The 13,182-nt window shown below is 72.5% G+C and carries 9 protein-coding genes; 5 read left to right on the top strand and 4 right to left on the bottom strand.

Features of this window, described 5'->3' with window-relative positions; translation table 11 throughout:
* Positions 1-112: 112 nt before the first annotated feature.
* Positions 113-2,707, bottom strand: a complete 2,595-nt coding sequence (pepN, locus tag ACFWZ2_RS36255) for an aminopeptidase N (protein ID WP_384553143.1) — start codon at positions 2,705-2,707, stop codon at positions 113-115.
* A gap of 243 nt (positions 2,708-2,950) precedes the next feature.
* Here pepN and ACFWZ2_RS36250 point away from each other — a divergent pair, with 243 nt between their 5' ends.
* Positions 2,951-4,225, top strand: coding sequence for a flavin-dependent oxidoreductase (locus tag ACFWZ2_RS36250; protein ID WP_384553151.1), 1,275 nt, complete (start codon positions 2,951-2,953; stop codon positions 4,223-4,225).
* Positions 4,226-4,334: 109 nt separating this feature from the next.
* Positions 4,335-4,841: a DUF1203 domain-containing protein gene (locus ACFWZ2_RS36245; RefSeq protein WP_384553141.1), complete on the top strand. Its 507-nt coding sequence runs from the start codon at positions 4,335-4,337 to the stop codon at positions 4,839-4,841.
* Here the strand turns inward: ACFWZ2_RS36245 and ACFWZ2_RS36240 are convergent, their stop codons facing one another.
* Positions 4,842-5,720 carry a LysR family transcriptional regulator gene (locus ACFWZ2_RS36240; RefSeq protein WP_384553139.1) on the bottom strand — a complete coding sequence of 293 codons (879 nt, stop codon included), beginning with the start codon at positions 5,718-5,720 and terminating at the stop codon, positions 4,842-4,844.
* Between the two features lie 100 nt (positions 5,721-5,820).
* On the opposite strand from ACFWZ2_RS36240, the gene ACFWZ2_RS36235 reads away from it, so the two are divergent.
* Positions 5,821-7,047 (top strand): MFS transporter, encoded by a 1,227-nt coding sequence (locus ACFWZ2_RS36235; RefSeq protein WP_384553137.1) that lies wholly within the window; start codon positions 5,821-5,823, stop codon positions 7,045-7,047.
* A gap of 54 nt (positions 7,048-7,101) precedes the next feature.
* Here the strand turns inward: ACFWZ2_RS36235 and ACFWZ2_RS36230 are convergent, their stop codons facing one another.
* Positions 7,102-8,133: an aspartate-semialdehyde dehydrogenase gene (locus tag ACFWZ2_RS36230; RefSeq protein ID WP_384553135.1), complete on the bottom strand. Its 1,032-nt coding sequence runs from the start codon at positions 8,131-8,133 to the stop codon at positions 7,102-7,104.
* 210 nt (positions 8,134-8,343) lie between these two features.
* Here ACFWZ2_RS36230 and ACFWZ2_RS36225 point away from each other — a divergent pair, with 210 nt between their 5' ends.
* Together ACFWZ2_RS36225 and ACFWZ2_RS36220 are read left to right on the top strand one after the other, a co-directional pair.
* Entirely contained in the window at positions 8,344-8,877 is a 534-nt protein-coding gene (locus tag ACFWZ2_RS36225) for an RNA polymerase sigma factor (protein ID WP_384553133.1), read from the top strand.
* Position 8,878: 1 nt separating this feature from the next.
* Entirely contained in the window at positions 8,879-9,619 is a 741-nt protein-coding gene (locus ACFWZ2_RS36220) for a hypothetical protein (protein WP_384553131.1), read from the top strand.
* Positions 9,620-9,702: 83 nt separating this feature from the next.
* Here the strand turns inward: ACFWZ2_RS36220 and ACFWZ2_RS36215 are convergent, their stop codons facing one another.
* The gene (locus ACFWZ2_RS36215) at positions 9,703-13,008 is read right to left on the bottom strand and encodes a S8 family serine peptidase (RefSeq protein WP_384553129.1); all 3,306 of its coding nucleotides are present in this window, start codon (positions 13,006-13,008) and stop codon (positions 9,703-9,705) included.
* Positions 13,009-13,182 lie beyond the last annotated feature (174 nt).

Below are 13,182 nucleotides of genomic sequence, written 5' to 3'. Positions count from 1 at the left end.
CCCGTAAGGGGCGCGGGGAACTGCGCGACAAGCCACGATGTGCCCGCGGCCGGGCGACGAGCGCAACCCGGCCGGGCAGGAGAGCGGCTCCCCCGCCCGGCCAGGAGGGTGGCTAAACGTCCGCCGCGCGGGCCCGCAGCGCCCTCTCCACCCCCGCACGGGACTCCGTGACCAACCGCTGAAGGGCCGCGGACGGCTCCGCGGAGGCGAGCCACGCGTCCGTGGCGTCCAGGGTCGCCTGGGACACCTGGAGCGACGGGTAGAGCCCGGTGGCGATCTGCTGCGCCATCTCGTGGGAACGGGAGTCCCACGCACCCTTGACCGCGGCGAAGAACTTCTCGGTGTAGGGGGCGAGAAGCTCCCGCTGGTCGGTCTGGACGAAGCCGCCGATCACGGCTTCCTGGATGGCGTTGGGGAGCGTGTCGGACTCCACGACGGAGGCCCAGGCGGCCGCCTTCGCCTCCTCGGTGGGCCGCGCCGCCCGCGCGTACGCCGCGTGCCGCTCGCCCGCCGCGGTCTTGTCGCGTGCGAGTTCCGCGTCGATGCCGGCCTCGTCGAGGCGTCCGGTCGCCGCGAGCCGTGCGACGAAGGCCCAGCGCAGTTCCGTGTCGACGGCGAGGCCTTCGATGGACTCGGTGCCGTCCAACAGGGCTTCGAGGAGGGCGAGTTCGGCGTCCGTGCGGGCCGTCGCCGCGAACGCCCGTGCCCACGCGAGCTGGTGGTCGCTGCCCGGCTCCGCGGCCCGCAGGTGCTCCAGGGTGGCCTCGGTCCAGCGGGCGAGCGCGGCGTCCCGGCCCGCCGGTGCCGCGTACAGGTCGAGGGCCAGCTTCACCTGGCGGTGCAGGGACTGCACGACGCCGATGTCGGATTCCTTGGCGATGCCGGAGAGGACGAGGGAGAGGTAGTCGCGCGTCGGGAGTTCCGCGTCGCGCGTCATGTCCCACGCCGAAGCCCAGGACAGGGCCCGCGGCAGCGACGCCTCGAAGTCGCCGATGTGCTCGGTGACGAAGGCGAGGGACTCGCTGTCGAGGCGGACCTTGGCGTACGACAGGTCGTCGTCGTTGAGCAGGATGACCGCGGGGCGGCGCTTGCCCACCAGGGCGTCCACGGCGGTCAGTTCGCCGTCGACGTCCAGCTCGACGCGGTCGGTGCGCAGCAGCTTGCCGGACTCGTCGTCCAGGTCGTAGAGGCCGATCGCGATCCGGTGCGGCCGCAGCGTCCCACGCGGCGGAGCCGCATCATCGGACACAGCGCCCTTCGCGCCCTCGGGCAGCGCGGGGGCCTCCTGCTTGACGGCGAAGGACGTGATGACGCCCTGCGTGTCGACGTCCACGACGGGGCGCAGGACGTTGATGCCCGCGGTCTCCAGCCACTTCTTCGACCAGGTCTTCAGGTCGCGGCCGCTGGTCTCCTCCAGGGCGCCGAGCAGGTCGGACAGGCGCGTGTTGCCGAACGCGTGGCGCTTGAAGTACGCCTGCACGCCCTGGAAGAACTCGTCCTCGCCGACGTAGGCGACGAGCTGCTTCAGTACGCTCGCCCCCTTCGCGTACGTGATGCCGTCGAAGTTGACCAGGACGTCGTCCAGGTCACGGATGTCCGCCATGATCGGGTGCGTGGAGGGCAGCTGGTCCTGGCGGTAGGCCCACGTCTTCATGGAGTTGGCGAAGGTGGTCCACGAGTGCGGCCACTTCGACTCCGGCGCGTACGCCTGGCAGGCGGCCTCGGCGTAGGTGGCGAACGACTCGTTCAGCCACAGGTCGTTCCACCACTCCATGGTGACCAGGTCGCCGAACCACATGTGGGCCAGCTCGTGCAGGATCGTGGCGGCGCGCACCTCGTAGGCGGCGTCGGTCACCTTGGAGCGGAACACGTACTGGTCGCGGATGGTGACCGCGCCCGCGTTCTCCATCGCGCCCGCGTTGAACTCGGGGACGAAGAGCTGGTCGTACTTCGGGAAGGGGTACGCGTAGTCGAACTTCTCCTGGAACCAGTCGAAGCCCTGCCGGGTGACCTCGAAGATCGCGTCCGAGTCGAGGAATTCGGCGAGCGAGGGGCGGCAGTAGATGCCGAGCGGCACGGACTGGCCGTTCGGGCCCTCGTACGACGAGTGCACCGAGTGGTAGGGGCCGACGATCAGGGCCGTGACGTACGTCGACATGCGCTGCGTCGGCTCGAAGTGCCAGACGTCGTCCTTCGGCTCCGGCGTCGGCGAGTTGGAGATCACCGTCCAGCCGCTCGGCGCCTTCACGGTGAACTGGAAGGTGGCCTTGAGGTCCGGCTGCTCGAAGGAGGCGAAGACGCGGCGCGCGTCCGGCACCTCGAACTGCGTGTACAGGTACGCCTGCTGGTCGACCGGGTCGACGAAGCGGTGCAGGCCCTCACCGGTGTTGGTGTAGTCGCAGTCGGCGACGACCTTCAGCTCGTTGGGGCCCGCCTCCAGGTGCCTCAGCGCGATGCGCGAGTCGCGGAACACCGCGGCCACGTCGAGCGCGTGGCCGTTCAGGACGACCTCGTGGACCGCGGGGGCCACCAGGTCGATGAAGGTCTCGGCGTTCGCCTCCGCGGAGTCGAAGCGCACCGTGGTCACGGACCGGTAGGTGCCGCCCTCCTGCGCGCCGGAGAGGTCGAGTTCGATCTCGTACGAGTCAACGGTGAGCAGCTTTGCCCGCTGCTGTGCCTCTTCGCGGGTCAGATTGGTGCCGGGCACGCGGTCATCTCCTCGGGTACGACTTGTGGCGTTTCCGGCCATCCTTCCATGCGGTCCCGCGCGGCCGCCCGCCCCATTGTCCTCCCGCTGTCGTGCGGTTACGCTCCGCGCGTCGACTCATGCCCCACGACCGCCGCGACCGACCGCGCGACGGCCGTGCCGACGCCCGGGGGGAACCGGAATGCTGGGGACGAACGGGCCGCGGCGCGGCCGGCCGCGGGACCGGGCGGTGCGGCGGCCGTGATCGACGTACTGGTGGCCGGAGCCGGCATCGGCGGGCTCACCACGGCCCTCAGCCTGCACGCGGCGGGCATCGGCGTCCGCGTGGTCGACGCCGTCGAGCAGCTGCGGCCCGTCGGCGTGGGCATCAACCTGCTGCCGTACGCGGTGCGCGAGCTCACGGAGCTGGGGCTCGGCGCGGAGCTGGCCGCGACCGCCGTCGCGCCCGACGAGATGGTCCACTTCGACCGGCACGGCAACCGCATCTGGGGCGAACCGCGCGGCCTCGCGCTCGGCTACCACTGGCCGCAGTACTCGATCCACCGCGGCGCCCTCCAACTGCTGCTGCTCGACGCGGTCCGCGACCGGCTCGGCGACAACGCGGTGCGCACCGGCACCGCGTTCGTGCGCATGGCCGAGCGGGAGGGCTCCGCGCTGCGGGTCGTCCTGCGGGACATGGCGCGGGCCAGGGAGTACTCGGTGCGGGTGCGGGCCCTGGTGGGGGCGGACGGGCTGCACTCGGTGGTGCGGGCCCTGCTGCACCCCGGTGAGCGGCCGCCGGTGTGGAACGGCATCCGGATGTGGCGCGGCACCGCCGACTGGCATCCCGTCCTCGGCGGGCGGACCGTCGCGGTGGCCGGATCCAACGCCGCCGCGAAACTCGTCTTCTACCCCATCTCGCGGCACGCGGAGGAACGCGGCCGCGCGCTGCTCAACTGGGTGGCGGAGGTGCGGTTCCCGGTGGAGCACCACCTGGGGCTCACCGGGCCCGCCGACTGGAACCGCTCGGGGCGGCTCTCGGACGTCCTGCCGCACTACGCGGGGTGGCGCATCGGCGACCTGGACGTCCCCGCGCTGCTCGCCGCGACCCGGCACATCCTGGAGTACCCCATGGTCGACAGGGACCCGCTGCCCTTCTGGGGCCGGGGCCCGGTGACCCTGCTCGGCGACGCCGCGCACCCGATGTACCCGGTGGGGTCGAACGGCGGCTCCCAGGCGATCCTCGACGCCCGCGTCCTGGCCCGCTGCCTCGCGCACGCCTCGCCCGACCGGGAGGGCGGCCTGCGGGCGTACGAGTCGGTGCGCCGCGAGTCGGTGAACGCGGTGGTCCTCGCCAACCGCGACATGCCCGCGGACCGCGTCCTGCAGACCGTCGCCGAGCGGGCCCCCGACGGCTTCACGCACGTCGAGGACGTCCTGACCGCGGACGAACTGGCCGCCATCGACGCGGCGTACCGCAGCACGACCGGCATGGACGTCGCCGAGCTGAACGCGCGGGGGTCGTGGGGAGTGGGGTGAACTCCCGGGGAGGGGCGAACTCCCGGGATGGGGTGAACTCCCGGGGTGCGGTGAACTCCCCGTCCGAATCCCGCCAGCGACCGCCCCGCGCACGCGCGAGGCTCGGCTCATGAACACCACGTACACGCCCCGCCCCATCGCCCCCGACACCCTTGAGCAGCTCCGCGTCACCGACGACGCGGGCCGCCCGTGCGTCCCGTACGTCGACGCGGAGGGCGGCTCCCCGCTGCGCTGCTGTCTGCGTCCCGTCGCGCCCGGCGAGCGCATCGCCCTCGTCTCGTACGCCCCGCTGCGCCGCTGGGCCGCCGAGACCGGCGCGGCCCCCGGCGCCTACGACGAGCAGGGGCCCGTCTTCATCCACGCCGACCCCTGCGCGGGCCCGGCGGCGGAGCGCGACGGCTACCCCTTCGCCAGGGCGGGGGCCCTGCGGACGCTGCGCCGCTACGACACCGAAGGGCACATCGTCGGCGGCCGGCTCCTGGAGATCCCCGAGGACGCGGAGCAGGGCTTCGACGGGGCGCTCGCCGAGGCGTTCGCCGACCCGGAGGTCGCCCTCGTGCACGTCCGCGCGGTCGAGTACGGCTGCTTCCACTTCGAGGTGCGCAGGGACACCTGATCACTCGGCGCCGGGGGTGACACCGGCGACCGCCCGCGCGAACTCCCGCACCCGCGCCGTCTCCCCGTCCCGGTGCCACACCATGCCGAGGACCGAGTCGGGCAGCCCGTCGACCGGCACGAAGACCACGTCCTTGCGGCCGTGGTACTCCGCCGTCGGACGGCACAGCAGCATCGCGCCCCGGTCCGCGGCGACCATCGTCAGGCCCTCCTGGAGCGTGCGGACCGAGGGCGCGGGGACGCCGGAGGGCGCGTGCGCCTCGCGCCAGTACGCGGGGGCGGGCGCGGTCGCCGCGATCAGCGGGGTCCCGGTCAGCTCCGCCGCCGTGAGCGAGGACCGCCCCGCGAAGGCGTGCCGCACCGAGACGGCCACGGTTTGCCGCTCGCTGGAGAAGACGGGCCCGAGCACCAGATCCGGCTCGGCGACGGGCAGCAGCACGATCGCCGCGTCCACGTCGCCATGCCGCACCGCGCCGAACGGATCGGCGAAGGGGACCTCCACGATCTCCGTCACACAGGCCGGATGCCGCTCCTGGAAGGCGGCGATCGCCCCCATGAGCCGGGCGTCGGCGGTCCCCTGGAAACCGAGCCGCAAGGTGCCGTCGACGCCCCGCGCGGCCGCCCGCGCCCGCTGCACCGTCGCCGCCAACTCGTCGTAGGAGGGCCGCAGTTCGGCCAGGAAGCGCTCACCGAGCGTGGTCAGCCGTACCCGGCGGCTGGTACGTTCCACGAGCCGGGCGCCGATGCGCTGCTCCAGGGCGGCGAGCAGCTGACTGACCCGGCTCTGCGAGACGTAGAGCCGTTCGCCCGCCCGCCCGAAGTGCAGCTCCTCGGCAAGCACGAGGAAGCACTCCAGCTCCCGGATCTCCAGTCCGCTCATGGTGCGCTGTTCCCTCTTGCCGTCATCGATCAGTCCAGCTCATACAAGGATGAGATCTTCCATGTTGTTCCCCGCACGGTCGCGGCGGAGGGTGGACGTCATGTCACAGAGCACTCAGAGCATCCAACTCCCCGCTGCCCAGGGCGAGTTGAAACGGCCGGGCGTCCTGCTCCCCGTCATCGCGGTCGCCACCGCCACCTTCTCCGTCGTCACCACGGAGATGCTCCCCGTCGGACTCCTCACCTCGATCGGCTCGGGCCTGCACGTCTCGGACGGCTCCGCGGGCCTCGCCGTCACCGTGCCGGGCCTGGTCGCGGCGCTCGCCGCGCTGCTGCTCCCGGTCGCCGTGCGCCGCGCGGACCGGCGCACCGTCCTGTGCACGCTGATGGCGCTGCTCGCCGCCGCCAACCTGGCCTCCGCGCTCGCGCCCTCCTTCGCCGTCCTGCTCGTCGCGCGCGTCCTGGTGGGCGTGTGCATCGGCGGCGTCTGGGCGATAGCCGCCGGACTCGGTGTCCGCCTCGTCGGCGCGAAGGCCGCGGGACGGGCCACCGCGGTGATCTTCAGCGGCATCGCGGTGGCGTCCGTGCTCGGCGTGCCCGCGGGCACGCTCCTGGGCGAACTGGCGGGCTGGCGCTGGGGGTTCGCGGCCCTCGCGGTGCTCGCGCTCGGCGTCGCGGGGCTGCTCGCCGCGGTCCTGCCCCGGCTGCCCGCCCACGAGGGGATCAGGCTCGGCGTGTTCGCGGGACTGCTGCGGATCGCCCGGCTGCGCACCGGCCTGATAGCCGTCACCCTCCTGGTCACCGGACACTTCGCCGCGTACACCTACGTACGCCCCGTCCTGGAACGCGTGCCCGGCATCGGCGCGGGCCTGATCAGCGGGCTGCTCCTCGCCTACGGCACCGCGGGCATCGTCGGCAACTTCGCGGGCGGCGCCGTCGCGGCCCGCGACCCGCGCAGGGCCCTGCTCGCGATCAGCGCGGCACTCACCGCCGTGGTGTTCCTGATGGTCCCCGCGGGCGGCTCGCTCGCCGCGTCGGTGGCGCTGCTCGTGGCCTGGGGCCTGGCCTACGGCGGGGTCTCGGTCTCCTCCCAGAACTGGGTGATGGACGCGGCCCCGCACGCCCGCGAGTCGGCGTCGGCGCTCTTCGCGGGCGTGTTCAACGTGGCGATCGCGCTCGGCGCCTTCGTCGGCGGCCGGGTCGCGGACGGGCACGGGGCGGGCGGCGTGCTCTGGCTCGGCGGGGCGCTCGCGCTGCTCTCGCTGCTCGTCGTGGCCTGCGTGCGGTCCGTGGGGCACGCGAAGGGGACGGCCACCGCGGAGCAGTGACCGTCCCCTGGGGCGTACGACGTGGACGTACGGCCCCCGCGTACGACGGGAGCGTCAGCCCTTGAGCTCCGCGGCGACCAGCTCCGCGATCTGGACGGCGTTCAGCGCGGCGCCCTTGCGGAGGTTGTCGTCGGAGATGAAGAACGCGAGGCCGTTCTCGACGGTCTCGTCGTTCCGGATGCGGCCCACGAACGAGTCGTCCTTGCCCGCGGCGACCAGCGGCGTCGGGACGTCCGTGACGACGACGCCCTCGGCCGAGGAGAGGATCTCGGTGGCCCGCGCGGGGCTCAGCGGACGCGCGAAGCGGGCGTTGACCTGGAGGGAGTGGCCGGTGAAGACCGGGACGCGCACACAGGTGCCGGAGACCTTGAGCTCGGGGATCTCCAGGATCTTGCGGGACTCGTGGCGGAGCTTCTGCTCCTCGTCGGTCTCGTTCAGGCCGTCGTCGACGACGGAGCCCGCCATCGGGAGGACGTTGTACGCGATGGGCGCGACGTACTTGTCCGGCTCGGGGAACTCGACCGCGGAACCGTCGTGGGTGAGCTTCGGGGCGTCCTCGCCGACCTTCTTGACCTGCTCGAAGAGCTCGTCCACACCGGCGAGGCCGGAGCCGGAGACCGCCTGGTAGGTGGCGACGACCAGGGCTTCGAGGCCCGCCTCGGCGTGCAGCGGCTTGAGGACCGGCATCGCGGCCATCGTGGTGCAGTTCGGGTTGGCGATGATGCCCTTGGGGCGGTTCTTGATCGCGTGCGGGTTCACCTCGGAGACGACGAGGGGGACCTCGGGGTCGCGGCGCCAGGCCGAGGAGTTGTCGATCACGACGGCGCCCTGCGACGCGACCTTCTCGGCGAGGGCCTTGGAGGTGGCGCCACCGGCGGAGAAGAGCACGATGTCCAGGCCCGTGTAGTCGGCCGTGGACGCGTCCTCGACGGTCACGCCGTCCACGACCGTCCCGGCGCTGCGGGCGGAGGCGAACAGGCGCAGCTGGTCGGCGGGGCCAAGGGAATTAAATGCCGCCCGCTCGGCGAGGATCTTGCGCATGACCGTGCCGACCTGACCGGTGGCTCCGACGATTCCGACCTTCACAGGTACTTCCTCCGTATGTGCGTGCGGCCCGGTGACCCCGGCCTGGGCTTGCTCCATGATGCGTCTGTCCAGGGCCGCGTTGTCCAATCCATTGTCCGAGGTGCGGGACGCCACATTCGTCCGAACGTTTCGGGCGGCCCCGGCGTCGTAGGGGAAACGCGGGGGCGAAGGGGGTGCCCCCTGCTCCTTAAGAGCTTGGGGGAGGGCGGATTGCTGCGCAGAAAGACGCGCCGCGCGCAGGCGGGGACCGGGGGAGCGGACCCGCTGGACGCGGCCCAGGAGGACCGGGTGCGGGCCGTGCTCGCGCTCGGCGGCGTGCCGCACGCGGACCTGCCGGACGGGGTGCAGCAGGTCAGGCTGAAGCTCCTGGAGCGGGCCGCCGACGGGCGCGAGGCCCCGCGCGACGTGTCCGCCTGGGCCGCCGTCGTCGCCTCCAACCTGGCCATGGACTGGCACCGGGCCCGGCGCAGGCAGGAGCGGCTCGGCGAGCGCCTCGCGGTGCTGTGGCGGGAGTCCACCGACGAGGACGGGGCTGAGGCGCGGGCCACCTCGCTCGCCGTCGCCCAGGGCCTCGGCGAGCTGCCGGACGCCCAGCGCCAGGTGGTGGTCCTGCGCTTCTACGCGGATCTGCCGGTGCGGGCGATCGCGGACGAGCTGGGCATACCGGAGGGCACGGTCAAGAGCAGGCTGCACACGGCGGTACGTCTCCTGCGGGCGCGGCTGCACGAAGGGGAGGTGGTGTGACGTGCCCGGTCAGGACGGGGACTTCGACGCGCTGATGCTTGCCATCACGGACGAGCCGGTGCCGGAGGAGGCGCTGTGCGACCCCGACTTCGCCGCGGCCGTGGCGGACGTGACGTTGCTGCGGGAGCGGCTCGGCGCCGTGGGCGACGCGCTGGCGGCCGCGCCCGCGCCACCGGAGGAACGGGCCGCCGTCCCGCTGCGGGCCCCGCGCCCGGCGGGCGGGCGCCGTCGCGGCGTCGTCCTCGGCGCGCTCGCCGCGACGGTGGCGGCGCTCGTGGTCGGCGGCCTCGGCTGGCTCGCGGTGGACGCCGGGCAGGGCATGGGCGGCGACGCGGACTCGGCGAAGGGGGCCGCGTCCGACAAGCAGGGCGATGCGGGCGGCGGGGCGGCCGATCTGACCCCGGAGGGTTTCGTCGCGTGCTCGCGGCTGATCGTGGAGGGCACGGTCACGGCGGTCGATCCGGTGCCGGGCGACGTGCAGGACCGCATCACGCTCGACGTGACGCGCTATCTGAAGCCGGGGTCCGGGGCGCGGACGGTCAGGTTCCCCATGGACCGCGACGTGGACCCGCGCCTGAAGAAGGGCGACGACGTCCTGATCAGCATCCCCAAGGACGCGGCGGAGCCGGACAACTGGGCCACGGGCAAGAAGGACAGGGACCGCCTGCGCGCGATGATCCTCAAGGCCATCCCGAGGTCGGAGAAGATCCGGTGCGACGGGGGACCTGGCCCGGGGGACTGAGCCGGGGCGGACGGCGAAAAGCGCTGGACAGCGAAGAGCGCCGGACAGGCTCGACCGAGCCCGTCCGGCGCTTGAGGACACCGTTACGGAGTGACCTTCTCCACCTTCACGCTGCCGCTGCCCGCGACCGTGCCGCGCGCGTTCAGCAGGGACACCTCGCCGAACAGCTCACGGCCCGCGGCGGCCGGGGCCTTCGCCTCGACCTTGGCGTCGACCTTCGCGGACTCGCCGTTGCCGAGCTTCACCTGCTTCGACTCGTCGACGGTGACCTGGCCGAGCGCGCCCGAGAAGAACACGTCGCGGTAGTCGTACGCGGTCGACCCGGTCGGCACCGAGTAGCCCGCCACCTCGATCGTGTACGTGCCGGCGGCCGGCTTGATCAGGCTGACCGACTCCTCCGAGTCGCCCTCCGCCGACGAGCCGACGACCACGCCGTCCTTCTTCACGGCGAGGTCCAGGTCGGCCGCGACGTCCGCGGGGGAGCCGATGGCGACGTCGAGCCGCTCGGCGCCCTCGGGGACGACGACCTCGGTGGTCTGCGTCTCACCCTGCTTGATGGTGGGCCGCGCCGACTTGGCCGAGCCGAGCGGGCCGCCCTTCAGCTTCCCGTCGACGGCCGCGAAGTTGTTCGTGACGTTCCAGGAGACGGGGGCGGGGGTGCCGACCTTCGCCTCGGGGACCGTCTGCACGGCCGGGTCGAAGGCGACGCCGAGCGCGGCGACCTTCAGCTCGTACGGGTTGTCGAGCAGCGGCGACGTACGGCGCGACTCGACCTCGATCTCCCAGACACCGGCCTGCGGCTCCGCGTACGCACGCAGGTCCGGGCGGCAGGTGTTGGCGGGGTTCTCGTAGTTCGGGTAGCAGACGGTCGACGAGGTGGAGTCGACCGGGACGCCGTACGGGTGCACCGCGATGAAGCGGGTCTGGCTCTTGCCCTGGAGGCCGCCGAGGGCGACTTCGAGGGACTTGGCGCCCTTGGGGACCGTCACGAAGTACGACCGCGTGCTGTTGCGCTGCGTCGAGTCCGCCGCGGTGAAGGTGTACGACGGCTTGGCCAGCGGCGCCGAGACGACGACCGTCGACATGATCTGCTGGTCGACGCCCTCGGTGCGCTCGTCGTCGACGGTGAGGATCGCGCTGTGCAGGCCTGCCGACTTGGCCTTCGCCTGCACCTTGACGGTGACCGGCTTGTTCAGCGGCAGCGTCACGTCGCCGTCACTGCCCTTGCCGAGCAGCTTGAACGTGCCCTCGTGGTTGTTGACCAGGTCGAGCTCGTGGCGGATGCCGCGGTCCGGGCCCGAGGTGCGGGTGATCGTCACGTCGTACGTCCGCTGCTGGCCGGTCTTCAGGCCGCCCTCACGGTCGTAGATGCCGGTGCCGGGCTTCTTCAGCTCCTGCTCGAGCGCGGTGTCGACCGGGGCCTTCACCGTGTACGTGTGCGCCTTCGCGTCGTCCTCGATGGCGTCCCAGGCGTCGACCACGTTGATCAGGCCGGTGCCCTGCGCGTACGCCTGCTCGCCGCGGATGCGGTGCGCGGTCGAGGTCAGCGCGGTGCGCAGCTTGGCCGGGGTGAGGTCGACCTTCGCCCGCTTCGCGGCGGAGAGCAGCAGCGCCGAGGCGCCCGCGGCCTGCGGGGACGCCATCGACGTGCCCTGCAGCATCGAGTAACCGGCGGGCAGCTTGTAGCCCGCCTCGGCGACCGGGGCGCCCGGCAGCCAGGTCTGGGTGGTGTTGATGGCCGAGCCCGGCGCCGAGATGATCGGCGCGAAGCCGCCGTCCTCACGCGGGCCGCGCGAGGAGAACGGCATCATCGCGTACGAACGGTCCACCTGGGAGCCGTAGTTGGCGGCCCAGGTCTCCTTGGAGATGGCGGCGCCGACCGAGATGACGTGGTCGGCGAGGCCGGGGTCGCCGATGGTGTTCGCGCCGGGGCCGCTGTTGCCCGCGGAGATCACCAGCTGGACGCCGTACTCGTCGATGAGGCGCTTGTAGAGCTCGGCGCGCGCGTTGTTGCCGTCGTTCAGGGCCGGGAGGCCGCCGATCGACATGTTCACGATGTCGACGCCGCGCTTGGTGACGAGGTCGATCATGCCCTCGGTGAGCGCGACGTTCGTGCAGCCGCCGGTCCAGGTGCAGGCGCGCGAGGAGACCAGCTTGGCGCCGGGCGCCGCCCCGTTCATCCTGCCGCCGAACAGGCCGTTGGCCGCGGTGATGCCCGCGACGTGCGTGCCGTGCTCGGACTCGATGACGCCGATGTTGACGAAGTCGGCCTTCTTGCCGACCCAGTCGCCGCCGTACGGGTCGGTCGGCACGTCCTTGCGGATCTCGACGACGAAGGGGACGCGCTCGACGACGTCGGTGTCCGGGTTGTCCTTGCCGAAGTAGGCGACCTGGTGGTCCTCCTTGTACGGCTTGAGGACCTCGTCGTCGGTGAAGTCGTTGTTGTCGTTCAGGTCGACGCGGACGGTGCCCGCTGCCGGGTCGTAGAGCACGCCCCAGCTGTCGGTGGTGTCGCCGTCGCGGTTGATGTCGCCCTTGGCGTCGCCGCCGGTGGTGGCCGACTCACGGAAGCGGTTGACCTGGAAGGAGCCCGCGGGGGCCTGCCACGTCTTGCCGTCCCAGGTGAAGACGGGGCCGGTGACGGGGTTGGTCATGCGGCGCCAGGTGCCGTCCGCGTCCACGATCGGGTCGGTCGCGGTCACCCAGTCGGTGATCTTGCGCTCGCCGGTGGTGGTCTTCTGGAGCGCCGGGTGCCCGAGGTCGATGCCGGAGTCCAGGATGCCGATGGTGATGCCGCGGCCGTCCGCCTTCGGGTGCTTCTTCACGAAGTCGACGGCGCCCGTCTCGGCGGACGGGTTGTACGGGTTCTTCGCCGGGGTGTTCTTGTCCGGGCCCGGGTACGTGCCCCTGGCCCCGGGCTGCGCGCCCTTGGCGCGGTCGGCGGCGGGCGTCGGGTCGTCGAGCTCGATCTCGTGGCGCAGATCGATGCCGTGCACGGACGACAACTTGGCCGCCGACTTGATCGCGGCGTCGGCCTTGGCCGTCGGCACGGTCGCGCGGACATAGCCGAGCTTGTCGTCGGTGCGGCCCACCGAGCCGCCCTTGACGCCGTCGAGCTGGTCGGCGACCTGCTCGGTGGCGCCGGGCGCGGTGGCCACCATCAGGGTGACGGTCTTCTCGCCGTCCGCCTTGGCGTCGGCGAGCAGTGCGGCGTCGGCCGAACCGAGCTTGGCGCCGGTCGACTTGGGGGCGGCGGCGCTGTCGGCGGGGCCGCCGCCGTCCGCCGCGAAGGCGAGGGGGACGGCCCCGGTCGCGCAGAGCGCGGCGGTGAGACCGACGGCTATCGCGAGACGGGGCGCGCGTCTGGCGCTGGATCTGGAACTGGGCATCGGCATCCCTGTGCGTGAAGGTCGGGAAGGAGGGTCGGTCGGTCCGTGCTCCCGGAAGTTCCGGAATTCGGGGCCGGATGACCGCTCAGCCTTACGCAAGTGACAGCTGTTTGGGGAGAGTTGTCCGAGCTGTGATCGGGGCATGACGCAATTCCGCCATGCGCCATGGCGGAC

The sequence above is a fragment of the Streptomyces sp. NPDC059002 genome (genome assembly GCF_042740435.1).
Classification (GTDB): Bacteria; Actinomycetota; Actinomycetes; order Streptomycetales; family Streptomycetaceae; genus Streptomyces.
Note: the sequence above shows the minus strand (reverse complement) of the source record. Positions and strands in the feature narration are given on the sequence as shown.

Bases quoted from the DNA above. Each gene is read 5' to 3' on its own strand.
- ACFWZ2_RS36245 (WP_384553141.1), top strand. From the start codon at position 4,335: ATGAACACCACGTACACGCCCCGCCCCATCGCCCCCGACACCCTTGAG.
- ACFWZ2_RS36240 (WP_384553139.1), bottom strand. From the start codon at position 5,720: ATGAGCGGACTGGAGATCCGGGAGCTGGAGTGCTTCCTCGTGCTTGCC.
- ACFWZ2_RS36235 (WP_384553137.1), top strand. From the start codon at position 5,821: ATGTCACAGAGCACTCAGAGCATCCAACTCCCCGCTGCCCAGGGCGAG.
- ACFWZ2_RS36215 (WP_384553129.1), bottom strand. From the start codon at position 13,008: ATGCCCAGTTCCAGATCCAGCGCCAGACGCGCGCCCCGTCTCGCGATA.